Origin of the sequence: Brevibacillus ruminantium, assembly GCF_023746555.1 — a bacterium.
GTDB classification, from domain to species: Bacteria; Bacillota; Bacilli; order Brevibacillales; family Brevibacillaceae; genus Brevibacillus; species Brevibacillus ruminantium.
In genome coordinates this window covers 5,206,037-5,231,303 of the sequence record NZ_CP098755.1, presented here as the reverse complement: position 1 = coordinate 5,231,303, position 25,267 = coordinate 5,206,037, and the positions used below count along the sequence as shown (strand labels likewise).

Annotated in this window: 21 protein-coding genes; 19 read left to right on the top strand and 2 right to left on the bottom strand. The window is 53.4% G+C overall.

The features are described 5' to 3' along the window. Positions 1–330: 330 nt before the first annotated feature. Positions 331–1,686 (top strand): lysine 2,3-aminomutase, encoded by a 1,356-nt coding sequence (kamA, locus tag NDK47_RS25690; RefSeq protein WP_251872540.1) that lies wholly within the window; start codon positions 331–333, stop codon positions 1,684–1,686. 65 nt (positions 1,687–1,751) lie between these two features. Here kamA and NDK47_RS25685 read toward each other — a convergent pair whose 3' ends face one another. Further along, the gene (locus NDK47_RS25685; protein ID WP_251872539.1) at positions 1,752–1,970 is read right to left on the bottom strand and encodes a hypothetical protein; all 219 of its coding nucleotides are present in this window, start codon (positions 1,968–1,970) and stop codon (positions 1,752–1,754) included. Between the two features lie 70 nt (positions 1,971–2,040). On the opposite strand from NDK47_RS25685, the gene NDK47_RS25680 reads away from it, so the two are divergent. The 12 genes from NDK47_RS25680 to NDK47_RS25625 all read left to right on the top strand — a co-directional run bounded on the left by NDK47_RS25680 (position 2,041) and on the right by NDK47_RS25625 (position 18,451). Next, positions 2,041–4,107 carry a (Fe-S)-binding protein gene (locus tag NDK47_RS25680; RefSeq protein ID WP_251872538.1) on the top strand — a complete coding sequence of 689 codons (2,067 nt, stop codon included), beginning with the start codon at positions 2,041–2,043 and terminating at the stop codon, positions 4,105–4,107. Positions 4,108–4,349: 242 nt separating this feature from the next. After that, positions 4,350–4,895 (top strand): sigma-70 family RNA polymerase sigma factor, encoded by a 546-nt coding sequence (locus NDK47_RS25675; protein WP_251872537.1) that lies wholly within the window; start codon positions 4,350–4,352, stop codon positions 4,893–4,895. Further along, entirely contained in the window at positions 4,886–6,127 is a 1,242-nt protein-coding gene (locus NDK47_RS25670; protein WP_251872536.1) for a hypothetical protein, read from the top strand. The genes NDK47_RS25675 and NDK47_RS25670 overlap by 10 nt, the downstream gene beginning before the upstream one ends. 178 nt (positions 6,128–6,305) lie before the next feature. Then, positions 6,306–7,484, top strand: a complete 1,179-nt coding sequence (locus NDK47_RS25665; protein ID WP_251872535.1) for an acetyl-CoA C-acetyltransferase — start codon at positions 6,306–6,308, stop codon at positions 7,482–7,484. Positions 7,485–7,525: 41 nt separating this feature from the next. Next, positions 7,526–8,377, top strand: coding sequence for a 3-hydroxybutyryl-CoA dehydrogenase (locus NDK47_RS25660; RefSeq protein WP_251872534.1), 852 nt, complete (start codon positions 7,526–7,528; stop codon positions 8,375–8,377). 29 nt (positions 8,378–8,406) lie between these two features. Next, entirely contained in the window at positions 8,407–9,549 is a 1,143-nt protein-coding gene (locus NDK47_RS25655) for an acyl-CoA dehydrogenase (RefSeq protein ID WP_251872533.1), read from the top strand. A gap of 43 nt (positions 9,550–9,592) precedes the next feature. Continuing rightward, positions 9,593–10,735, top strand: coding sequence for an acyl-CoA dehydrogenase (locus tag NDK47_RS25650; protein ID WP_251872532.1), 1,143 nt, complete (start codon positions 9,593–9,595; stop codon positions 10,733–10,735). 33 nt (positions 10,736–10,768) lie between these two features. Beyond that, the gene (meaB, locus tag NDK47_RS25645; RefSeq protein ID WP_251872531.1) at positions 10,769–11,716 is read left to right on the top strand and encodes a methylmalonyl Co-A mutase-associated GTPase MeaB; all 948 of its coding nucleotides are present in this window, start codon (positions 10,769–10,771) and stop codon (positions 11,714–11,716) included. A gap of 144 nt (positions 11,717–11,860) precedes the next feature. Next, positions 11,861–12,490 (top strand): TetR/AcrR family transcriptional regulator, encoded by a 630-nt coding sequence (locus NDK47_RS25640; RefSeq protein WP_251872530.1) that lies wholly within the window; start codon positions 11,861–11,863, stop codon positions 12,488–12,490. Positions 12,491–12,556: 66 nt separating this feature from the next. Continuing rightward, positions 12,557–15,808 carry a fused isobutyryl-CoA mutase/GTPase IcmF gene (icmF, locus tag NDK47_RS25635; protein WP_251872529.1) on the top strand — a complete coding sequence of 1,084 codons (3,252 nt, stop codon included), beginning with the start codon at positions 12,557–12,559 and terminating at the stop codon, positions 15,806–15,808. A gap of 281 nt (positions 15,809–16,089) precedes the next feature. Further along, positions 16,090–16,644, top strand: coding sequence for a DNA-directed RNA polymerase subunit delta (rpoE, locus tag NDK47_RS25630; RefSeq protein WP_251872528.1), 555 nt, complete (start codon positions 16,090–16,092; stop codon positions 16,642–16,644). A gap of 205 nt (positions 16,645–16,849) precedes the next feature. Then, positions 16,850–18,451, top strand: coding sequence for a CTP synthase (locus tag NDK47_RS25625; protein ID WP_251872527.1), 1,602 nt, complete (start codon positions 16,850–16,852; stop codon positions 18,449–18,451). Between the two features lie 99 nt (positions 18,452–18,550). Here NDK47_RS25625 and NDK47_RS25620 read toward each other — a convergent pair whose 3' ends face one another. After that, positions 18,551–19,354: a lipid II flippase Amj family protein gene (locus NDK47_RS25620; protein WP_251872526.1), complete on the bottom strand. Its 804-nt coding sequence runs from the start codon at positions 19,352–19,354 to the stop codon at positions 18,551–18,553. A 166-nt stretch (positions 19,355–19,520) separates the two neighbouring features. On the opposite strand from NDK47_RS25620, the gene NDK47_RS25615 reads away from it, so the two are divergent. From NDK47_RS25615 to rho, 6 genes are all read left to right on the top strand, one after another. Then, positions 19,521–19,895 carry a response regulator gene (locus tag NDK47_RS25615; RefSeq protein ID WP_198827832.1) on the top strand — a complete coding sequence of 125 codons (375 nt, stop codon included), beginning with the start codon at positions 19,521–19,523 and terminating at the stop codon, positions 19,893–19,895. A gap of 102 nt (positions 19,896–19,997) precedes the next feature. Beyond that, positions 19,998–20,852: a class II fructose-1,6-bisphosphate aldolase gene (gene fba / locus NDK47_RS25610; RefSeq protein WP_251872525.1), complete on the top strand. Its 855-nt coding sequence runs from the start codon at positions 19,998–20,000 to the stop codon at positions 20,850–20,852. Positions 20,853–20,869: 17 nt separating this feature from the next. Continuing rightward, on the top strand, positions 20,870–21,514 hold the full coding sequence (gene fsa / locus NDK47_RS25605) for a fructose-6-phosphate aldolase (RefSeq protein WP_251872524.1): 645 nt from the start codon (positions 20,870–20,872) through the stop codon (positions 21,512–21,514). A gap of 81 nt (positions 21,515–21,595) precedes the next feature. Next, positions 21,596–22,879, top strand: a complete 1,284-nt coding sequence (locus NDK47_RS25600; protein WP_251872523.1) for a UDP-N-acetylglucosamine 1-carboxyvinyltransferase — start codon at positions 21,596–21,598, stop codon at positions 22,877–22,879. A 28-nt stretch (positions 22,880–22,907) separates the two neighbouring features. Next, the gene (glpX, locus tag NDK47_RS25595) at positions 22,908–23,870 is read left to right on the top strand and encodes a class II fructose-bisphosphatase (RefSeq protein WP_251872522.1); all 963 of its coding nucleotides are present in this window, start codon (positions 22,908–22,910) and stop codon (positions 23,868–23,870) included. Positions 23,871–23,921: 51 nt separating this feature from the next. Further along, positions 23,922–25,205, top strand: a complete 1,284-nt coding sequence (gene rho, locus NDK47_RS25590; RefSeq protein WP_251872521.1) for a transcription termination factor Rho — start codon at positions 23,922–23,924, stop codon at positions 25,203–25,205. Positions 25,206–25,267: the final 62 nt, after the last annotated feature.

The window sequence follows — 25,267 nt, the reverse complement described above, 5'->3', positions numbered from 1 at the left end:
AAAATGGAAGAGGAAGGCCGGAGATAACCGAAGAAAAGCCAGTGGAAAGATTGAAAGTTGCTTTTGGACCTTGAAGTGCCGAATTTCCGGCAGTCAAACCAAGGGTATAAAGAAAAATACATCTGATCAAACAAGGTTACCCGCCCAAAATCCTCCAGCGCAGACTGCCGTAACCCTTTCCAATTGCGGAAAAATCGCGGAAATTAGGAATAGAAAGCAGGATATGCATACCGTTTTCCGAATTTTTCGATTTGGTTGGCATGAGTGTTGCATCTCTTTCTCTATGAGCGAAACAAGTGTATGTACACGCGATGAGAGGGGATGACAAATATGACGACGGTAGCCGCCTTGCGCGACTGGCGCCAGATTGAATTGTGGAAAGACGTTACGGAGGAACAGTGGAACGACTGGATGTGGCAGTTGACTCACACCGTTCGTACCGTGGATGAGCTGAAACAAGTGATTCATCTGACACCAGAGGAAGAAGAAGGGGTTCGCATCTCCAGCCAGACGATTCCGCTCAATATCACCCCTTACTATGCCTTGCTGATGGATCCGGACGATCCGCATGATCCTGTGCGGATGCAGTCTGTACCGCTCTCTTCGGAGATGGTGCGGACGAAATACGATATGGAAGACCCGCTGCATGAGGATGCAGATTCGCCTGTTCCGGGGCTGACCCACCGCTATCCGGACCGCGTGCTCTTCCTCGTTACCAACCAATGCTCCATGTACTGCCGCTACTGTACACGCCGCCGTTTCTCCGGCCAGATCGGGATGGGCGTGCCCAAGAAACAGCTGGACGGCTGTATCGAATATATCCGCAATACACCAGAGGTGCGTGACGTACTCATCTCGGGTGGAGACGGTCTGTTGATCAATGACCGTGTGCTCGAGTACATTCTCAGCAATCTGCGGGCGATTCCGCATGTGGAGATCATCCGCATTGGTACGCGTGCGCCGGTCGTTTTCCCGCAGCGCATCACGGAAAACCTCTGCAATATCCTGAAAAAGTACCATCCAGTTTGGCTCAATACGCACTTCAACCATCCCAAGGAAATCACGCCGGAAGCCAAAAAGGCTTGTGAAATGCTGGCCAACGCGGGGGTTCCGCTGGGCAATCAGGCAGTGATCCTGGCCGGAATCAACGACTGTGCCAATACGATGAAAAAGCTGGTCCACGAACTGGTGAAAATCCGTGTGCGGCCTTACTATATCTACCAGTGCGACCTCTCCGAAGGCATCGGCCACTTCCGGGCGCCGGTCAGCAAAGGGATCGAGATTATCGAGCATCTGCGCGGCCATACCTCCGGTTACGCGGTACCTACCTTTGTCGTTGACGCACCGCACGGCGGCGGGAAAATTCCTGTCTCGCCGAACTATCTCATCTCCCAGTCCGCTGATAAAGTCGTGCTCCGCAACTTTGAAGGGGTCATCACCAGCTATCCAGAGCCGAAGACATATCACGCCCATGATGAGAGCAATTGCGAATACTGCCAGGCGGCGAAGGGCAAGGCAGTCGGTATCGCCGCACTGATGAAGGACGAAGCGGACAATCTCGAGCCAGCCGACCTGCCGCGCAACAAGCGGATCAAGGCAACCAAAGTCAAATCGCTGGCAGATGTGCGGAAAGAGCAAAAAGAGAAAAAGCAGACCCCAGGAGACAAACAAGTATCGGGCGAGTAAGCATCCGGACAAATATGTGTAACCTTGAGGGAAGCAGCAATTTCCCCACGGTAGAATCACCTCGATCAGGAAAAGGAAAAACCTTTTGCTGTCGGGGTGATTTTTTTACTCTCACTTGGACTGGCCTCCCGACCACCATCTGGAAGCAGCCCTTCCAAGAAAGAGTGATGACGAATCACAGGCATATGTGTTAAGATCAGGGCATAGCCTATCCTGAACGAACGCTCAGTCTGGGCGAGTTTGTGCAAAATTTGCAAAAGAAAAAATAATGAGTGAATGGTCATTCATTTTTTCTCTCCATTCTGATAAGATAGAAAACAACAGTCGAAGACGAAAAAGGGGGAGCTGAGGACCTTGCTGGCTCTGATTAATCTCATCGCGTTTTTTCTGGTGCTTGCATACGGTTTGTACCTGGCTTGTCATGTGGTGTACAGCCGGTATCTTTTCATCAAATTGGGGAAAAAGCCGGATGTGAAGGACGACTTTGGCGCACGCATCAACCTGATGCTGGAGAACGTCGTTTTTCACAAAAAACTCCTGAAGGACAAAAAGAGCGGCGTGATGCACGTCGTCATGTTTTACGGCTTTATCATCCTGCAGTTCGGGGCGATCGAGCTGATCATCAAAGGGCTGGTCAAAGGCTTCGAGCTTCCCTTTGGCAGCGCGCACAAGTATTTCAGCCTGATGCAGGAGATTACTACATTTTTGATCCTGGCAGCAGTAGGCTATGCGTTTTACCGCCGCTATGTGGAAAAGCTGAAGCGTTTAAAACGGGGATTCAAGTCCGGCCTGGTGCTTCTGTTCATCTCCACGCTGATGGCGAGCGTTCTGCTCTCACTGGCCTTTGAGCAGCTATGGCTGGGACATGAAGCGTCGGCCTTTGCGCCCATCTCGTCCGTGATCGCTGCTCTCTTTGCAGGCATGTCCACGACGGCAGCAGCTGCCTGTTTCTACGTATTCTGGTGGATGCATCTTCTGATCCTGCTTGCTTTTGCTATCTACGTGCCGCAGTCCAAGCATGCGCACTTGATCTTTGCTCCGATCAATGTCTGGTTTAAAAAGCTGGAGCCGACCGGAAAGCTGTCCAGCATCGATTTTGAGGACGAGACCCAGGAAGTGTTCGGGGTCGGCAAAATTGAGGATTTTACGCAGACGCAGCTCATCGACCTGTACGCTTGTGTCGAGTGCGGCCGCTGCACCAATATGTGTCCCGCATCGGGCACGGGAAAAATGCTGTCCCCGATGGATTTGATTACCAAGATGCGCGATCACCTGACGGAAAAAGGGGCCGTGATTACCTCGCGTACGCCGTGGATGCCGAGCTTTGCCAATGCTTCGGCCAACCAACTGGCTATGCAGGCCTCCGAGGCGGCTGCGGCCTCTGAGGAAGCGACAGCGGCAATCTACGACAAAAACCTGATCGGCGATGTCATCACAGAGCAGGAGCTGTGGGCTTGTACCACCTGCCGCAACTGTGAGGATCAGTGTCCGGTGATGAACGAGCACGTAGACAAAATTATCGACATGCGCCGCTATCTCGTAATGACTGAGGGCAGCATGCCGCAGGAAGCCCAGCGTGCGCTGAACAACATCGAGCGCCAGGGCAACCCATGGGGCATCAACCGCAAAGACCGGATGAAATGGATTGAAGGTCTGAACGGCGAGTACGAAGTGCCTACTGTACAAACGGCGGAGGACTTTGAATACCTGTTCTGGGTTGGCGCGATGGGCTCATTTGACCTGCGCAGCCAAAAAATCTCCCAAGCCTTCGTCAAGCTGATGCACGAAGCCGGCGTCAAATTTGCCATTCTCGGCAATGAGGAGAAAAACTCCGGCGATACTGCGCGCCGTATCGGAAACGAATTTCTGTTCCAGCAGCTCGCCCAGGAAAACATCGCGTTGTTCCAGGCGTATGGCGTGAAGAAGATCGTGACCTGCGACCCGCACGCTTTCAATACCTTTAAAAATGAATATCCCGAATTTGGTCTGGAGGCCGAGGTGTATCATCACTCTGAGCTGCTCGCAAAATGGGTGAAGGAAGGCCGCCTCAAGCCAACCAAAGAAGTGAAAGAGCGGATCACCTACCATGACTCCTGCTACCTCGGCCGTTACAACGAAATCTACGACATGCCCCGTCAGATTCTGGAGGCGATCCCCGGTGTGGAAATCGCCGAGATGAAGCGCAGCGGTTGCGACAGCATGTGCTGCGGAGCCGGCGGCGGACTGATGTGGATGGAAGAGCATGAAGGCACACGGGTGAACGTCGCCCGTACCGAGCAAGCTCTCGAAGTGGGTCCGACAGCCATCGCCAGCGCTTGTCCGTACTGCCTGACGATGATGAACGACGGCGTGAAAATGAAAGAGAAGGAAGACGAAGTGAAGACCCGCGACATAGCGGAAATTCTGGCGGACGCGATTTAAACGGACGCGATCAGAATGGACGGGATCAGAATGGACGCGATCAGAACAGACGCAGCATAAGCGATAGTCGTCTTTGTCCCTGCAGCTTTGTCCAACGAACGGTTTCAGGCAAAAGAACGCTTTACGGGCTTGCACGACATGCATGCCAACGAAGCGATGGAAAATCTCCTTGTCCAAAAAAGGCAGGGAGATTTTTTTCGGTAAGAAAAAGCAGGCTGCCGGATCAATACCAGTAGAGGGGAGTGAGAAAGCTGGAAGAAGCGGGATTTCGCTTAGAGAAAACAAAGGAGGCTGTTTTTGAAAGTCTCGTGCGTGACTACGTCAAAAAGGTTCTGCGCCTCGTCTACCTGATCGTCAAGGATCGCAGCCTGGCCGAAGACATCACCCAGGAAGTCTTTTTGAAGGCATACAAAAATCTGTCTTCCTTTCGCGGGGAAAGCTCTATGCAGACCTGGGTCTACAAAATTGCCATGAATGAAGCGAGAAAGCATCTGCGTTCCTGGTCGTTTCGCCACCTGTTTTACCGGCCCGACGTCGATCTGGAGGTAGCGGAGGCTGCTGAATCGTCCGTGATCCATAACGACGGGCGGGCCCGCTTTGTCAGGATGGTCATGAATTTGCCTCCCAATCACAGGCAGATGATTGTGCTGCATTACTATGAGGAGCTGTCGATTGAGAAAATGGCCGACATCTTGGGAATTTCCCCCGGAGCCGTTTATACGAGGCTGCATCGGGCCCGCCAAAAGCTGAAAGAGCGACTGGAAAAGGAGGGACTGGAATGGATATAGAGAAGCGACTGCTAGGATTGAAAGAGGCTGCTGACCAGACAATTCTGCGGGAATTGGGAGAGACAAGCGCACTGGAGGAACGCATCTTGAACGTCGCCCGGGGAGGCGAAGAGACGGGCCCGCAGAGGCATAGGCTGCGTCCGCTCTCATTGACAGGCGGAGCGATTTTAGTTGCATCCCTTCTGATCTTCGCAGGCGTATCGATGAAGCAGACCGATCTGACGCCCGGAGGACCAGGTCCTCATGGAGCAGTTCAGCCGTCTCCCTCCGATCCTGCCGGACCCCATTTGCCGCCATCTGCTGTCACTGCGCCGGAAAACCAGCCTGCCAAGGGCAGCGATCCCTCACTGAATCCCGAGGAGTTAGCTCGCCGCGATAAGGAGATCAGGAAAAAGGTAGAGGAGATCAAAGAGGCGCTGCGAATCGGCCTGACCCAGGAGGAAGTATTGCTAAGAATTCCGGGGGAATACGAGCCGATCGATGACGGCGGCGATTTGGAAAATGGCGCAGACGAGTTTTGGGGACGTAGCTTTTTTAAACAGCCAGGATATGTGCCGGAGGTACCGGGACATGTGGTAGATGAAGAAGGGCTGCAATCCGGAAAGGTAGGCGTCAATCTGTTTCTCGCCTGGAAGGAAAAAAAGCTGTATTTATACTCCATTCAATACGTGCAGGGCCCTGGCAATGATGTGTATTTTTACTGGATGCGGCCAAACGGAACGACAGGGCTGGAAACGAAGCTGAACGAAAGGCCGGCACCATCTGTCTTTGACCTGAATGATGAACTGAAGAAAATCTATTTCGAATACTACGAGAAAAAAGACGATACCCTGCTGAAAGACCTGGAGCCGGTCGACATCCTGAAGCTGTATATATTTGCCGAGGAAGAGGGAGACCTCCATACGCAATACGCCTTGTACATCGACGACGAAGCCTATGAGAAGCCCTCGCTTGAGCAGTTCCTGGATGATGTCATAAACGATCCGGTGGGCGCAGAGAACACGCAAAAATGGGTGGCCGATCTGAAGCGGAACGTCAAAGGCTTTGAGGTCCGGCTGCAAAGCCCGCAACCTCCCGTCATCCCGGAGGGCGAAAAGCGGTCGATGAAGATGATGCAATCGAAAGAAGCACTCGTCATGATGGAGTTTGCCGACGGCAGGGAACCGCTTGCCTTTCGCATGCTGAAGAATCAGCAGGGCATCTGGAAAGTAAGCTGGATGCCGATTCAATAATAAAGAACTGCCTGACCTCAAGGTCCATCTCTCGTGACCAAGAAAAGTCAGGCCTTCTTTTTTTCTATATTCATTGACTATTCGGACGTGAGGGGGCAAAATGAAGATATAGAAAAATGAGCGACCGCTCAATCAGTTTGATCGTTTTGCATGTCATCTTTCAGGGAGGAACTGGTTGATGAAAACGGTAATTGTGGGGGGAGCCCGCACCCCTTTTGGCAAACTGGGCGGTGTACTGAAGGATGTAACAGCTGTAGATTTGGGTGCCATCGTGATCAAAGAAGCGCTGCAGCGTGCTGGCGTATCCGGTGAGCAGGTAGACGAAGTGATTATGGGCATGGTCATACAGGCTGGCGCTGGGCAGGTCCCATCCCGTCAGGCAGCGCGCAAGGCAGGAGTGCCGTGGACGATAGCCAGTCAAACGATCAACAAGGTGTGCGCCTCAGGGATGAGAGCAGTCACGATGGGTGACCAGATCATTCGCGCAGGGGACGGCCAGATTATCGTAGCAGGCGGCATGGAGAGCATGAGCAACGCCCCGTATGCGATCCCGGGAGCCAGATATGGACTGCGCATGGGAGATGGAACGGTTCGGGACTTGATGATGTACGACGGCTTGACCTGTCCTTTTGATCAGGTGCCGATGGCGGTTCACGGCAGCAATGTCGCTGAAGAGTACGGCATTTCCAGAGAAGAGCAGGACCGCTGGGCCTATCGGAGTCAGCAGCGAGCTGTGCAGGCGATGGAGGCGGGGATCTTCGACGAAGAGATCGTGCCGGTGTCCATTCCGCAGCGCAAGGGAGAGCCGCTCCTGGTCAAAAAAGACGAAGCGCCACGGCCTGATACCACGCTGGAGGGGCTGGCAAAGCTTTCCCCCGTATATAAAAAGGACGGAACGATTACTGCTGGCAATGCGCCGGGCATCAATGACGGGGCGGCGGCCATGGTGCTGATGTCGGAGGAAAAAGCGGCCGAGCTGGGTGTTCAACCGCTGGCGACCATCCTCGGGCACGCACAGGTGGGAGCAGAAGCGCCGTACATTGCCACGACACCGGGACTGGCAATCCAGAAGCTGCTGGAGAAAACCGACACCAGGCTGGAGGATATTGCCCTGTTTGAGGTGAACGAAGCGTTTGCGGCCGTCACGCTCACCAGCGGCAAGATCGTCGGCTGGGATGAAGAAAAAGTAAATGTGAACGGCGGCGCCATCGCGCTGGGCCATCCGATCGGAGCCAGCGGTGCGCGGATCATTCTCCATCTGGCCTATGAGTTGAAGCGCAGAGGCGGCGGACTGGGGATTGCCGCAATTTGCAGCGGTGCTGCCCAGGGTGACGCTGTGTTGATCAAAGTGGAATAGACGAAAGTGACAGCAGTCGAAAGTCGAACGGAGGCGTGGAGATGAACGTACAAACAATCATGGTTGTAGGTGCAGGACAGATGGGCAGCGGGATCGCCCAGGTATCGGCGCAAGCCGGTTTTCGGGTGATCCTGAACGACGTAAAGCAGGAATTTGTGGAGCGCGGACTCGGGATTATCAGCAAAAATCTGTCCCGCAATGTGGAAAAAGGCAGGATGAGTGAGGAAGAAAAGCAAGAGGTATTGAGCCGTCTTACTCTTTCCACCGACTTGTCTGACGGCAAAGCCGCTGATTTTGTCATTGAGGCCGTGACCGAAAACATGGCAGTCAAAACAGAGATTTTCAAAAAGCTGGATGAGGTTTGCCCCGCACATACGGTGCTGGCCAGCAATACATCCTCGCTGCCCATCACCGAGATTGCGGCCGTGACCACGCGGCCGGAAAAAGTGATCGGCATGCATTTCATGAATCCGGTCCCCGTGATGAAACTGGTCGAGATTATTCGCGGTCTGCAGACGGCGGATGAGGTGTACCAGCTCACCGAGGATTTGTCCAAACAGATGGCCAAGGTGCCCGTCAGTGTCAACGATTTCCCTGGTTTCGTCTCCAATCGCGTGCTGATGCCGATGATCAACGAGGCGATTTACTGTGTCTACGAGGGAGTCGCGACGCCGGAAGCCATTGACGAAGTGATGAAGCTGGGGATGAATCACCCGATGGGCCCCCTGACCCTGGCTGATTTTATCGGTCTGGACACCTGCCTCTATATCATGGAGGTGCTGTACGAGGGCTTTGGCGATTCCAAATACCGCCCATGTCCACTGCTGCGCAAATACGTGAAGGCTGGCTGGTTGGGCAAAAAATCCGGTCGAGGTTTCTACGTGTACAACTGAGATGATTCAGAAAGGAAGGCAGGACGGTCATGGACTTTCGATTCAGTGAAGAACAAGAGATGATGCGGCGCATGGTACGCGACTTTGCCCAAAAGGAAATCGCCCCGTTTGTTCCGGTCATGGAGGAGACGGAGCAGTTCCCCCGCGAGATCGTGAAAAAGATGGGGGAGATCGGCTTAATGGGCATTCCTGTTCCGGAAGAATGGGGCGGAGCAGGCGCGGACTTCCCTTCCTATATTTTGGCGATTCATGAAATTTCCAAAGTAAGCGCTACACTCGGAGTGATTCTTTCCGTACACACATCGGTCGGCACCAACCCGATTTTGTACTTCGGCACCGACGAGCAAAAGAAAAAATACGTGACGAAACTGGCGGCAGGTGAAAAGCTTGGGGCTTTCGCCCTGACCGAGCCGCATGCCGGATCAGATGCGGGCCGCATACGCACCTCGGCCGTCAAAGAGGGGGATCACTACCTGCTTAACGGCAGCAAGGTGTTCATCACCAACGGGGGAGAAGCCGACATCTACATCACGTTTGCGGTAACCGACTCCTCCCAAGGAACACGGGGAATCTCCGCTTTTATCGTCGATAAAGATACACCGGGACTGATGATCGGTAAAAAGGAAAAGAAAATGGGGCTCCACGGCTCCAGCACGACGGAGCTGGTCTTTGAAAATGCCAGAGTGCCGGCTGAAAACCTGCTTGGCCAGGAGGGGGACGGCTTTACCATCGCGATGGCGAATCTGGATGTAGGCCGGATCGGCATCGCTGCCCAGGCGCTGGGGATTGCCGAGGCTGCTCTCCAGTATGCGACCGAGTACGCCAAAGAGCGAAAGCAATTTGGACAGCCGATTATCGGGCAACAGGCAATCGCCTTTAAACTGGCCGATATGGCAACACTGGCCGAAGCCGCGCGACTGCTGGTCTACCGGGCCGCTTACCTGCGCAGTCAGGGACTTGCGTGCGGGAAGGAGGCTTCGATGGCCAAAAAATTCGCCTCTGATGCTGCGGTCAAGATCGCGACAGAAGCCGTCCAGGTGTTCGGCGGATATGGCTACACACGGGAATATCCCGTGGAGAGATTGTTCCGCGACGCCAAGGTGACGCAAATTTACGAAGGAACCAACGAAATTCAGCATATCGTGATTGCCAAGCATTTGATTTTTGAATAAAGAAGAAAAATCCAAGAACTAAGGGACGCAGGGAGTGGAAGCGATGAACTTTCAATTGAATGAAGAACAAGAGATGCTGCGCAAGATGATCCGCGATTTTGCCGAAACACAGGTAGCTCCCACAGCCGCGGAGCGGGACGAGGAAGAACGCTTTGACCGCGCTATTTTTGAAGAGATGGCCGAGCTGGGCCTGACAGGCATCCCGTGGCCGGAGGAGTACGGCGGTGCGGGTGCGGACTACCTCAGCTATGTGATCGCGGTGGAGGAGCTGTCCCGCGTGGACGCATCGATTGGCGTAACCTTGTCGGCACATGTCTCGCTGGCGAGCTGGCCGATCTTCAAGTTTGGCACGGAGGAGCAGAAGCAAAAGTTCCTGCGGCCGCTGGCAGAGGGCAAAAAGATGGGGGCATACTGCCTGACGGAAGCAGGATCAGGCTCTGATTCGGCAGGGATGCGGACCACGGCTGTGCGCGATGGCGATCACTATGTCTTGAACGGCAGCAAAATCTTTATCACCAACGCGGGCGAAGCGGAAATCTACATCGTATTTGCCGTTACCGCCCCTGAGCTGAAGCACAAAGGAATCACTGCCTTTATCGTCGAAAAGGGTATGGAAGGCTTTACGATGGGCAAGAAAGAAAAAAAACTGGGGATTCGTTCCTCGCCGACGCTTGCTGTGAATTTCGAAGATGTGCGTGTTCCGGTAGAAAACAGGCTGGGTGAAGAGGGACAGGGCTTCAAGATCGCGATGATGACTCTGGACGGCGGCCGCAACGGCATCGCAGCACAGGCGCTGGGTATCGCGCAAGGCGCTTTTGAACACGCGCGCGACTACGCCAAAGAGCGCAACCAGTTTGGCAAACCAATCGCTGCCCTGCAAGCCATCCAGTTCAAACTGGCCGATATGGCAACCAAAATCGAAGCTGCCCGGCTCCTGACCTATCAGGCGGCGTGGCTGGAGGATCAGGGATTGCCGTACGGAAAAGCATCCGCGATCTCCAAGGTTTTCGCCGGCGATATTGCGATGGAAGTGACGACCGAGGCTGTCCAGGTGTTTGGCGGCTACGGCTACACACGCGAGTATCCGGTGGAGCGCTTCATGCGCGATGCCAAAATCACGCAAATCTATGAGGGAACCAACGAAATTCAGCGCGTCGTGATCAGCAACTACCTGCTGAAAGAGTAGAGCGGACAACCCAGGTTGAGATGAGGGCGTTTCATGCACGAGATCACTAGACGTATTCTCGCAGGAGATGTGCGCGGGGCGGCCCGGGCTATCACCTGTATTGAAAACGACTATCCAGAACGGGACTTGATCTTGAAAGAGCTGTTCCCACACACGGGACGGGCGAAGCTGATCGGGATTACCGGTACGCCGGGAGCGGGAAAAAGCTCGCTTGTCGACTGCCTGATCGGCTATCTACGGTCGCTTGACCTCAAGATTGGGGTCGTAGCCGTGGACCCGACCAGTCCGTTTACGGGCGGGGCGCTGCTTGGCGACCGTGTGCGGATGCAAAGCCACGCCTTGGACAAAGGGGTGTTTATCCGCAGCATGGGCACCCGCGGCAGTCTGGGCGGTTTGTCCACCAATACCCGGGATGCGGTTCGGGTGCTGGATGCCTACGGCTGTGACGTCGTTCTGATCGAGACGGTTGGCGTTGGCCAGTCGGAGCTGGATGTGATGAGCATCGCCGATACGACGGCAGTGGTTCTCAATCCCGGCGGAGGGGACACCATCCAGGCGTTCAAGGCCGGGATCATGGAGATTGCCGATTTGTTTGTCATCAACAAGGCAGATTTGCCCGGCACGGAAAAATTGCAGATCGAAGTGGAGCAGATGCTTGATTTGGCCAAACACGATGCTCCCTGGCGTCCGCCGATTGTACGCACCATCTCAACGGATGGGCAAGGAATGGCGGAGCTGTGGAGCGAGGTCATGCGCCACCAGGAGTTTTTGCAGGAGACAGGCGAGGTGCAGACCCGCCGCTCCCGCCATCTGCAGGAAGAAGTGCTGGACATCGTCCGGGATCGGCTGTTTCAACGCTTGCTCACCAATATTCAGCACGGCCGGCATGCAGACGAGCTGAATCGGGTGGCAGCCCGCGAGGAAGATCCATACAGCGCCGCTGAGCGGATCATCAGCCAGTGGTGGGGACAAACTACCTGAACCAATGGGAAAAGAAAGATTGGCTTTCCGCGCTCTCCAGTCGTATAATAACGGGGATATAAAGACATGTGAGAGCGTTTTGGTCTTTCTTTTTCCAAATCTTGTCTGACCAAACGCTCAGTCGGTTGGAAGGGTGGATATGTCGTGGAAAAGAGAAAAAACATACCGTCGCTGGTGAAGGACCCCAAGCTGATTGAGAAGAGACGCGAGCAGATCATCGAGGCTGCGGTCGATCTTTTTATCAACAAAGGGTTTCATAAAACAACGACTCGTGAAATTGCCCGGGCGTCCGGTTTTAGTATCGGCACCCTCTACGAATATATTGAATCAAAAGAGGATGTTCTGTATCTGGTCTGTGATGCCATTCACGCCGAGGTAGAGAGCAGACTGCGGGAAGCGATCACCTTTAACGGAACAGGGCTGAAAAACCTGAAGCTGGCTCTGCGCAGCTTTTTCCGGGTGATGGATCAGATGAGCGACCGCGTCCTGCTGATTTATCAGGAGTCCAAATCATTGCCACCCGAAACACTGCGCTACGTACTGCGGCGGGAGGAAGAAATCTCGCTGATCTTTGAAGAAATTCTGCGCAAAGGAATTGCCGACGGCTCTATCGGCATCGACGAAAAGCACGTGAAGCTGATGGCTGACAACATCATGGTGCTTGGCGAGATGTGGGTATTCCGCCGGTGGGCGCTGAAACGCCACTATACACTGGAGGAATATACAGAGAAACAGACGGCACTGCTGCTGCGCGAAATCAGCGTATCCGAGTAGTCCAGCGACATCGTCCTGGATGGCACTCGGAGAACGCGTCACTTGATTTCCGGGGAGAGTGGAACGATGGAAACAGAAGTGTATCGTCCGCAAAACAAGGTGCGTTTTGTCACGGCAGCCAGCCTGTATGACGGGCACGATGCCTCGATCAATATCATGCGGCGGATATTGCAAAGCTCCGGCGTAGAGGTGATCCACCTCGGACATAACCGTTCGGTAAACGATATTGTCACGGCTGCCATTCAGGAGGATGTGCAAGGAATTGCCATCAGCTCTTACCAGGGCGGCCATGTAGAGTTTTTCAAATACATTGTCGACCTGTTGAAAGAGCGCGGGGCGGGTCATATCCGTCTCTATGGAGGAGGCGGGGGCGTCATCGTGCCGCGCGAGATTCGGGAGCTGGAGGAGTATGGCGTCAGCAAGATTTTCTCGCCGGATGACGGGCGAAAGCTCGGTCTGCAGGGCATGATCAACTACATGATCCGGGAGTGTGATTTCCCGACGGTCAAGCAGATCGAAGGAGAAGTAGAAGAGCTTCACAAGCAGAATCATCAGGCGATTGCCCGGTTGATTTCGCTTGCCGAGTATGCGGTGGATGAGCCCCAGGTGTTTGAGCAGGTAAAAGAGAAGCTGGCAGAAGCGGAGCATCCGGTTCCCGTGCTGGGAATTACCGGTACTGGCGGAGCGGGAAAAAGCTCGCTGACCGATGAACTGGTTCGCCGCTTTTTGCGAACGTACGCCGATAAGACCGTAGCGATCCTCTCAGTCGATCCCTCCAAGCAAAAAACGGGCGGGGCGCTGCTTGGCGACCGCATCCGCATGAATGCCAACAACACGCCGCGTGTCTACATGCGCAGCCTGGCCAGCCGCCGTTCCGGCTCCGAGCTGTCGGCCGCGGTCAAGGATGCCATCCGCGTCGTCAAAGCAGCCGGATTTGACCTCGTGATCGTCGAGACGAGCGGGATCGGGCAGGGGGATGCCCAGGTCACGGAGGTGTGTGACGTCTCTATGTACGTCATGACCAGTGAATTTGGAGCCCCTTCGCAGCTGGAGAAAATCGACATGCTCGATTTTGCCGACCTGATCGCCATCAACAAATTCGAGCGCAAAGGCTCCGAGGATGCCCTGCGCGAGGTGCGCAGACAGTATCGCCGCAACCATCAGCAATTCGAACTGCCCGATGAAAAGGTTCCGGTCTACGGCACGATTGCCAGCCAGTTCAACGACCCGGGAACCAATGTCCTGTTTGCCGCGCTGATGCACAAGATCGCAGAAAAGACAGCAGTGGATTGGGATGTCTCCGGACTTGATCCGACTCCGGTCAAGACACACAAGCCCTCGCTGATTCCAGTAGAGCGGAATACTTATCTGCAGGAAATCGCAAATACGGTCCGCGGGCACCAAAAGTTTACGGCGGAGCAGTCTGCCATCGCCCGCAAGCTGTACCAGTTGACTGGGGCCAAAGAGACGCTGCTCGCGTCGGGTGAGTCGGCCGCGCAGGAAGTGGCCGCTGTGCTGGATAAGCAGATCGCTCATTTTGAAAGCAAGCTCCACCCGGAATGCAAAGAAATTTTAAACAATTGGCCCAAGTTGAAAGAGATGTACAAACAGGACCAGTTCGTGACCAAGATCCGCGACAAGGAAATCGTGACGACGCTGTTTACGGAATCGCTTTCCGGTACGCGGATTCCCAAGGTGTGCCTGCCTGATTTTCAGGACTGGGGCGAAATCCTGAAATGGTCGCTCAAAGAAAATGTGCCCGGCCAGTTTCCCTATACAGCAGGTGTCTTCCCGTTCAAACGAGAAGGGGAGGACCCCAAGCGTCAATTCGCAGGCGAAGGAACACCGGAGCGGACCAACCGGCGCTTTCATTTCCTGTCTCAAAATGACGAAGCCAAGCGCCTGAGTACGGCGTTTGATTCGGTGACGCTGTACGGGGAGGACCCGGATTACCGTCCCGACATCTACGGAAAAATCGGAACGAGCGGGGTCAGCATCTGTACGCTGGACGACATGAAGAAGCTGTACGCCGGTTTTGACTTGTGCGCGCCATCGACCTCTGTATCGATGACGATTAACGGACCAGCTCCAATGATCCTGGCGAAATTCATGAACACCGCGATCGAACAGCAGGTGGAAAAATTCGCAGAGCGTGAGGGAAGACAGCCCACCGCGGAGGAATACGAGCAAATCAAGGCGTATACACTCTCCACTGTGCGCGGTACGGTTCAGGCGGATATCCTGAAAGAGGATCAGGGGCAAAACACCTGCATCTTCTCGACTGAATTCGCCCTCCGCATGATGGGGGATATCCAGCAGTACTTCATCGATCACAAAGTGCGCAATTACTACTCGGTCTCCATTTCCGGCTACCATATCGCCGAGGCGGGGGCGAATCCGATCACGCAGCTTGCTTTCACGCTGGCCAACGGCTTTACCTATGTAGAGTACTACCTCAGCCGCGGCATGCACATCGACGACTTTGCGCCAAACCTGTCGTTTTTCTTCTCCAATGGCCTTGATCCGGAGTATACCGTGATTGGTCGCGTGGCCCGCCGGATTTGGGCGACGGTGATGAAAAATCGCTACGGGGGCAATGACCGCAGCCAAAAGCTGAAATACCACATCCAGACGTCCGGCCGATCCCTGCACGCACAGGAGATGGACTTCAACGACATCCGGACTACGCTGCAAGCCTTGATCGCCATCTACGACAACTGCAATTCGCTGCACACCAATGCCTTTGACGAAGCGATCACGACGCCGACGGAAAACTCCGTTCGTCGGGCGATGGCAATTCAGATGATCATCAACAAGGAGATGGGACTCGCGAAAAACGAAAACCCGCTCCAAGGCGCTTTTATTATCGAAGAGCTGACAGATCTGGTAGAAGAGGCCGTCCTGCAGGAGTTTGAGCGGCTGAATATGCGCGGCGGTGTGCTGGGGGCGATGGAGACCCAGTATCAACGCGGCAAAATCCAGGATGAGTCGATGTACTACGAGATGAAGAAGCACAGCGGCGAGCTACCGATTATCGGTGTGAACACCTTCCTCAACCCCAACGCCTCGGAGGACGATTACGAGATCGAGCTGGCTCGGGCGACGGAAGAGGAAAAGGAACAGCAGATCCGCAACCTGCGCGATTTCCAGGAGCGTCATCGGGATGCGGCTTCGGCTGCCCTGAAGCGTTTGCAGGAGGTCGCCATGAGCGGCGGCAATATCTTTGCCGAATTGATGGAGACGGTCAAAGTGGCTTCGCTGGGGCAGATCAGTGCTGCCTTGTACGAAGTGGGCGGACAGTACCGTCGCAATATGTAAGGGATGCATCGCAATGGTGGGAGCGGCTGAAACCGTACGGGTAGCAGCCGCTCTCCTGTTGGTTTTCCCCGCAAAATTTGTCGTTATCTGTGAATTGCGCGGGCAGGCGTTTGAATCCCTTGCATTTTCGTCTAAAATAAGGAATACTGTATGATAGCCAATTTATTGTTGGTCTGCCGAACCTATTCGGATTCCGGTCAGCATCGGTTACATAACGGGCTCGGTCGGCTTGCGACAGCTTGACGGTGGCCAAGTTTTCTATATGAAAGGACGTGCCTTGGGTGAGTCAAATACTTGCACATCTGGACCGTGATAAACTTAACGAGATGGCATTGGTCGATATCGCATACGAAATTCTCCGTGAAACCAATCAAGTTCACAATTTCCGTGACTTGATGAACCAACTGGCCGCGCTTCGGGGAATGAAAGAAGAAGAGAAAATGGCGATCATCGCTCAGGTATATACGGAAGTGAACATTGACGGCCGTTTTGTGTGCTTGGGTGATAACAACTGGGGACTGAAGCGCTGGTACCCGACAGATACAGTAGAAGAGACGCAAGAGGGCGGCAAGAAGAAAAAGGTTATCCTGGACGACGACTTTGACGATTACGAAGCAGAAGAAGACTTGGCCGAAGAATACGAGGATGACGAGATCGCCATCTTTGAAGACGATGAATTCGTCGAAGAAGGGGACGAAATGGACGAAGAGCTGGACCCTGATCTCGAAGAAGAAGAGGAAGAGCTTGAAGACGAAGAGCTTTTCGAGGAAGAAGACGAGGAGTTGGCGGATGAGGAATCTACCGACGATTATGAGGACGAAAATGAAGATTTATAATCCTTGACTCCTGTTGGAGGACAAGATAAAATACTCCTTGGGCTTCACATGAAGAAGGATATGATATGGGAAACTACAAAACAAAAGTGCCCCTACCCGATACACTCGGGATAGGACTCGCTTTTGTTTTTTCTTTTTTGGAAGCCGTATTCATCCGTGGAATTATCGACTACTAAGGAACAGGGGAAAGAGGGGACGTAATACGATGACGAAGTACATTTTTGTGACGGGCGGGGTAGTATCCTCGTTGGGAAAAGGGATTACTGCGGCTTCTCTGGGCAGACTCCTGAAAAACAGAGGGTTAAAGGTAACGATTCAAAAATGTGACCCATACATCAACGTCGATCCGGGTACGATGAGCCCGTATCAGCATGGTGAAGTGTTTGTGACCGATGACGGGGCGGAGACGGACCTCGACCTGGGGCACTATGAGCGCTTCATTGATATCAACCTCAGTGCCAACTCCAACGTAACCACTGGGAAAATTTACTCAACGGTGATCGCCAAAGAGCGCCGCGGCGACTATCTCGGCGGAACGGTACAGGTAATCCCGCATATCACCAATGAAATCAAAGACCGCATTTTCCGTTCGGGGAAAGAAACCGGGGCAGATGTCGTAATTACGGAAATCGGCGGAACTGTAGGCGATATTGAAAGTCTGCCTTTCCTCGAAGCGATCCGCCAAATCAAAAGCGATATCGGCCGCGAAAACGTCATGTACATCCACGTAACACTGATCCCGTACATCAAGGCAGCAGGAGAAATGAAGACCAAGCCGACCCAGCACAGCGTAAAGGAATTGCGCAGCCTGGGGATTCAGCCAAATGTCATCGTAACCCGTACAGAGCAGCCGCTCTCCCAGGATATGAAGGATAAGCTGGCTCTGTTCTGTGACATCGACAAGAACGCCGTGATTGAGTGCGTTGACGCAGAAACGCTGTACGATGTGCCGCTTCAATTGCAGGCGCAAGGGCTGGATGAATACGTTTGCCGTCATCTCGGCCTCACCTGCCAGGAAGCAGATATGACGGAGTGGAAAGCGCTCGTTGGCAAAATCAAAAACCTTTCCCAAAGCACCCGCATCGCCATCGTCGGAAAATACGTGGAGCTGCCGGACGCTTATCTGTCCGTGGCAGAAGCACTGTATCACGCAGGCTATGCCAACGATTCCTCGATCAAGATCAAATGGGTCAGCGCCGAGGAAGTCAACGCAGAGAACGTACAGGAGTTGCTGGGCGATGTAGACGGCATTCTGGTGCCAGGCGGTTTCGGCGATCGCGGTATCGAAGGCAAAATTACAGCGACCCGCTATGCGCGTGAAAATAAAATTCCGTTCCTGGGCATTTGCCTGGGCATGCAAATCTCTGTCATTGAATTTGCCCGCCACGTAGCTGGCATGGATGGAGCCAACAGCTCCGAAATCAATCCAGATACCAAGTATCCGGTCATCGACCTCTTGCCAGAGCAAAAAGAGGTGGAGGACAAAGGGGGTACGATGCGCCTGGGCCTGGGGCCAACGAAAGTGATCGAAGGCAGCCTGGCAGCGAAAGCGTACAACAGCACCCTGGTGTATGAACGCCACCGTCACCGCTATGAAGTAAACAACGAGTACCGCGAGCAGTTGGCCGATCTGGGCATGCGTTTCTCCGGTACCACGCCGGACGGCCGTCTGGTGGAAATCGTGGAAGTGGCAGACCATCCGTGGTTCCTGGCGACGCAGTTCCATCCAGAGTTTACATCCCGTCCGAACCGTCCGCAGCCGCTGTTCCGTGATTTTGTACGTGCTTCCCTGATCAACAAACGATAGACGTTTTCGTATAGAACTAGGCCATAAAAAAACGCACGAGGCAGCGAGGGGAGTTTCCCCGCGTTTCCACCCGTGCGTTTTTTTCTAATTGAACCTGTGTTATGACCATGTCTGAAAAAAGGGGGCGACCCATGCGACCCAGTGCGCAGCCGGAGACAGCAATAGCTGTGCCAGCAGGGTGCCGAAGAAGCGAGAGATCATCAGCCCGATGTAGATATCCCGCACTTGACCCATTTCACTTTGATTTTGCATGGCCTTATCTGTCAGCAACCCGACCTGCGGATCAATAAAAATGGTTAAAAGAATGGTAGCGACGCCGTTGATCAACCCGGACGCTGACATTACGGTCGCCTTGAAAGCAGGCTCCAGCAGCGAGGCGTACTGCGAAGAGAGCACGCCGATTGTGTAAATGCCGGTCACGATGCAGTTCAGGAACAAAAGGCGATAGGGAATTCCCTTGATCCGGAAACGAGCCAGGTTCGGAAGTCGCGGCGGGCGAATATGATGTTTTACCTGGCGAAGACGATGGATCGAGACGGTTGATTTGAGCATTTGCGGGACGGAGCCGGTCAGCTCCAGATGCGCGATCAATCGTTTTGAAAGCTGCACCAGCGTAGGAAACAGGAGAATGGCGGCCAGCGTGCCCAGAGAAGCCGCCCCGATAATCAGGTGCAGCGAGGGCAGCACATCAAAATGCTGCGCTGCGGCACGGTCGATCAATCCCCCTGTGAAGGGACCCTGGATCATATTGGAGGTTCGCGATACAAGAACGATCATCCCGGTCAAAGAGAGGGCGACCGCCAATCTTCCAGTCTGCACACCGGCATACCGGAGCGCGTAGGAAAGCGTCTCAGCCGTGTGGATGACGAAGGTAAACAGACAAATAATCAAGACCATATTCATCTTTCGTTGGGTCTCCTTACACGTAGGCGTCATTTCCGTTTTATTATACTCTAACGCGATCATGCAGGAAAATTTCCAGAGGGTTCAGAAGGATTTTCCTGAAATTAGGCGAATCTAAAGGCTTATGAAAAGTAACGGCTTCTAATAGCAGGGGGATTGAAAAAGTATGCAGGATAAACGAGATAAAAAAGTGTTGGTTGTCGATGATCAGTACGGCATTCGCATCCTGCTGTACGAGGTCCTTGGAAAAGAAGGCTATAAGACATTTCAAGCCGCAAATGGAAAAATGGCGCTGGAAATCGTAGAAAAGGAGTCCCCGGATCTGGTGATTCTCGATATGAAAATTCCTGGAATGGACGGCATCGAGATTTTAAAGCATATTAAAAAAATCAACCAGGAAATAAAGGTCATTATGATGACAGCCTACGGTGAGCTGGACATGATTAAAGAAGCGACACAACTGGGCGCGTTGACCCACTTTACCAAGCCGTTTGATATCGACGAGCTGCGGCTTGCGGTACACAAGCAATTGGCCTGTTAAATTGAAGATGGCGAATGTCTTGGGACAAGCGCACCTGTTAACAAGCAGATGACTGTGGTATAATAAGCCACGTTACAGAGTCTGCTAAGGAGGATTTTCAATATGCCACTCGTACCTATGACCGCTTTTATCGAAGACGTCAAAAAGAATAAATATGCAGTCGGTCAGTTTAACCTCAATAACCTGGAGTTTACGCAAGCGATTACAGAAGCAGCGATGGAAGAGAAATCTCCGGTAATTTTTGGTGTATCTGAAGGCGCCCTCAAGTATATGGGTCTGGATTATACGGTAGCGATTGCCAAGGCAGCGGCAGAGCGCGCAGGTGTTCCTGTAGCCTTGCATCTTGACCACGGCAGCAATTTTGATATGGTTATGAAATGTATCCGTGCCGGCTTTTCTTCCGTTATGTTCGACGGTTCCCATCATGCCTATGAGGACAACATCCGCCTGACCAAACAGGTTGTAGAAGCTGCTCATGCTGTTGGCGTTTCCGTTGAAGGTGAGCTCGGTACTATTGGCGGAGTAGAGGATGACCTGTCTGTGGACGAAGAAGACGCTACTCTTGCAAATCCTGAAGAAGCGATTCGATTCTGGGAAGAAACCAAAGTAGACTATGTGGCGATCGCTGTCGGTACAGCACACGGCATGTACAAAGGCGTGCCAAAAATCCGTTTTGACATCATCGAAAAAGTGGCGAACAATATCGGCGCTCCGATCGTGCTTCACGGCGGGTCCGGTGTTCCTGACGAAGCGATTGTCAAATCAATTTCTCTGGGTGTAGGAAAAATTAACGTAAATACAGAAAGCCAAGTCGCATGCACGGAAACGATCCGCAAGGTCCTGGCAGCCAAGCCGAATGAGATCGATCCACGCAAATATCTCGGCCCTGCTCGTGATGCGATCAAGGAAGTTGTCAAAGGCAAAATGCGCCTGTTCGGCAGCAGCAACCGCGCGTAAACCAAGGGAGGTCCACCATGCGCTTTTTAATTGATACAGCAAACGTCGATGAGATTCGCGAAATTCATGAGTGGGGTGTAGTGGCAGGCGTCACGACCAACCCGTCTCTTGTTGCCAAAGAAGGCCGCGATTTTATCGAAACGTTAAAAGAGATTATCGATATCGTGGATGGTCCCATCAGTGCCGAGGTCATCAGCACGGATGCAAAGGGAATGATTGAAGAAGGGGAAAAGCTGGCGGCTCTGTCCAAGAACATCGTCGTCAAGGTTCCGATGACGGCGGAAGGCTTGAAAGCAGTCAAGTATTTCTCCAAACGGAAGATTCGCACCAATGTGACGTTGGTCTTTTCCGCAAATCAGGCTCTGTTGGCAGCTCGTGCCGGAGCCACGTATGTATCCCCATTCCTGGGGCGTCTCGATGATATTGGCCATGACGGCATGCAATTGATCGAAGATATCGCTGAAATCTTCTCGGTTCACGGGATTGATACCGAGATCATTGCGGCTTCGGTTCGCCATCCGGTCCATGTCACGGAAGCTGCCCGTCGCGGTGCCCATTTTTCCACGATTCCCTATAAAGTCTTCACGCAATTGATTTCCCATCCGCTTACAGACAGCGGCCTTCAAAAGTTTTTGGCTGACTGGGCCAACATGCAAAAGTAAGCTTGCATTTGTCAAAATAGAGAGCACCTTTTCCGTTGGGGAAGGTGCTCATTTCCCGATTACGCCTGAGGAGAGCAAAAAATGGAAAAGCTAATCATCAACGGGGGAACCCGACTTCAGGGCTCGGTTACCATCAGTGGTGCCAAAAACAGCGCCGTCGCCTTGATTCCTGCTGCACTGCTGGCAGACGGGCCGGTTGTGATTGAGAATTTACCGCATATTCAGGATGTGGAAATCTATCACGAGCTTCTGCAAGAAATGGGTGCAGATGTGCTGTTTGAGGAAGACTGGATGGAAGTGGACGGCCGTCCGATGAAACCGATGTTGATGCCCAATGGACGCGTAAAAAAATTACGCGCTTCTTATTACCTGTGGGGGGCGCTCCTGGCCAAGTTCGGGGAAGCGCGAGTCGGCTTGCCAGGCGGTTGCGACCTGGGTCCGCGACCGGTTGATCTTCATATCAAAGGATTTGAAGCACTGGGTGCGCAGGTAACCAATAAAAACGGTGTCATGACGATCCAGGCGCCAAACGGCAGATTAAAAGGGGCGCGGATTTACCTCGACCTGGTGAGTGTAGGGGCGACCATAAATATTATGCTGGCGGCTTCCAAGGCAGAAGGCGTCACGATTATTGAGAATGCAGCCCGTGAACCGGAAATCGTGGATGTGGCGACGCTTCTCAATAATATGGGAGCCAATATCAAAGGGGCCGGAACGGATGTCATCCGCATTCAGGGAGCAGAGAGGCTGCGCGGTTGCCGTCACACGATCATACCGGACCGCATCGAAGCCGGAACCTATATGATTGCCGCAGCAGCAACCCGCGGAAGTGTCACGGTAGAAAACGTGATTCCCAAGCATCTGGAATCTGTCACAGCCAAGCTGAGGGAGATCGGCGTGGATGTACGGGTCATGGATGACGCGATTCAGATCAATGGGAAAAGTGAGTATCGGGCGATTGATGTAAAAACGAGCCCGTATCCCGGGTTTCCCACTGATTTGCAGCAGCCGATCACGACGCTGCTCTCGCTTGCTTCCGGTTCCAGCATCGTTACGGACAACATCTACAGCGCTCGCTTCCGTCACATCGATGAACTGCGCCGCATGGGGGCCAATCTGAAAGTAGAGGGGCGCTCGGCGATTATCGACGGAGGCAGTCGGATGAACGGGGCCAAAGTGGTTGCTTCTGATCTGAGAGCAGGTGCCGCTTTGGTCATTGCGGGACTGGCGACGCACGGAACGACTGAGCTGGAGGGTCTGGAGCATATCGACCGCGGTTATGAAAATCTGGTCAGCAAGCTCCAAGCACTGGGAGCAAATGTACAGCGGGTTGGCCTGGAACGGAAGGAACGACAACAGCAGTAACTGATGACCAGGAGAGGAGTCTTCAAGAATGGAACGAAGCTTAACGCTTGAACTGGTACGTGTTACGGAGGCGGCTGCGCTTGCCTCTGCGCGTTGGATGGGTCTCGGCAAAAAAGACGAGGCAGACGATGCAGCGACGACAGCCATGCGCAAAGAATTTGAAAATGTGCCGATGGACGGAACAGTAGTGATCGGGGAAGGGGAAATGGATGAAGCCCCGATGCTGTATATCGGCGAAAAGCTGGGCCAGGGTGTCGCTCCGGCAGTCGATGTAGCCGTTGATCCGCTGGAAGGGACCAATATCGTTGCCAAAGGTACGTGGGGCGCGATCTCCGTCATCGCCGTGGCCGACCGTGGCAACCTGCTGCATGCACCTGACATGTACATGGAGAAAATTGCCGTGGGACCCAAATCCGTAGGCAAGATTGACATCAATGCGCCGATTCGCGACAACCTGAAAGCGGTAGCCGAGGCTCAAGGCAAAGATATCAGCGATCTGGTGGCCATCGTGCTGGACCGCGACCGTCATCAGCAAATCATTCACGAGATTCGCGAGGCAGGTGCGCGCATTCGTCTGATTTCTGACGGCGATGTGGCAGCTGCGATTAACACCGCCTTTGACGACACCGGGGTAGATATTCTGTTCGGTTCCGGAGGAGCTCCAGAAGGTGTTCTTGCTGCTGTTGCACTGAAATGCATGGGCGGAGAAATTCAGGGAAAGCTGCTTCCGCAAAATGAAGAGGAAGTGGAACGCTGCAAACGCATGGGATTGGTTAATCCGTACCAAGTGCTGTACATGGATGATTTGGTAAAAGGGGACGATGCCATCTTTGCCGCCACAGGGGTTACGGATGGGGAACTGCTGCAAGGGGTTCGTTTCCGTGGCACTCGTGCGACGACACATTCCGTCGTCATGCGGGCCAAGACCGGAACGATCCGCTTCATCGAAGGAAACCATCGCTTGGAGCGCAAACCGCGGCTGGTATTGTAAAGCGGCAAATCGACGAAAATAGATGAAGAGTATACAAAGAGTGGTGTAATCATGTTACTTTCAGAACTTGAAGAAAAGAAGCTGACTGATCTCTACAAGCTGGCGAAGGAGTATCAAATCCCGTATTACTCGCAGCTGAAGAAAAAAGAATTGATCTTTGCGATTTTACGTGCCAGAGCTGAACGGGACGGTCTGATGTTTATGGAAGGGGTGCTGGAAATCCTGCCGGAAGGGTACGGATTTCTGCGTCCCATTAATTACCTCCCCAGTTCGGAGGACATCTACATCTCTCAATCGCAGATTCGCCGATTTGATTTGAGGATGGGAGATCTGGTATCCGGCAAGGTGAGACCTCCCAAGGAAAATGAGCGTTATTTCGGATTGTTGCAAGTAGAGGCTGTAAACGGAGAAGATCCTGAGCTGGCAGCCGAACGACTTCATTTCCCCGCCTTGACACCTTTATATCCTCAAAACAAGCTCGTACTGGAAACGACGCCGGAACGCGTTTCCGCCCGCCTCATGGACTTGATTGCCCCTGTTGGCCTCGGTCAGCGCGGTTTGATTGTAGCCCCGCCAAAAGCCGGAAAAACCATCCTGCTGAAGGAAATCGCGAATAGCATTACGGCAAATCGCCCGGATATTCACTTGTTCGTCCTTTTGATCGATGAACGCCCGGAAGAAGTGACGGACATGCAGCGTTCTGTTCAAGGGGAGGTAATCGCTTCCACTTTTGACGAAGTGCCTGAAAATCACATCAAGGTTGCCGAGCTGGTGCTGGAGAGAGCCAAACGGCTGGTTGAGCACAAAAAAGACGTGGTCATTTTGCTCGATTCCATCACCCGTCTGGCTCGTGCGTACAATCTGGTCATCCCGCCCAGCGGCAGAACCCTGTCCGGGGGGATCGATCCGGCTGCCTTCCACAGACCGAAGCGCTTTTTCGGGTCGGCGCGCAATATCGAAGAAGGCGGCAGTCTCACGATATTGGCGACGACACTCGTGGAGACAGGCTCGCGTATGGATGATGTCATTTACGAGGAGTTTAAAGGAACCGGAAACATGGAGCTTCATTTGGATCGCAAGCTCTCCGAGCGCCGCATTTTCCCGGCCATCGATATTCGCCGTTCGGGAACCCGCCGCGAGGAGCTGCTGCTGTCCAAAGAAGAGCTGGATAAGCTGTGGGCGATTCGCAAGAGCATGAATGATTCGCAGGAATTCGTGGAGTCTTTCCTGAAAAAGCTGGCCGATACGAAAACCAACGAAGAGTTTCTGCAAAGCATCGAAACCAAACAAAATCAATCACGTGGAAAACAAAGCAGTGTGACGGCGGGTTCATAAACTCGCCGTCATTTTTTGTCCGGACGAGGCATAGTGTATAAAAGTAGGGTTTGTGCAGATAA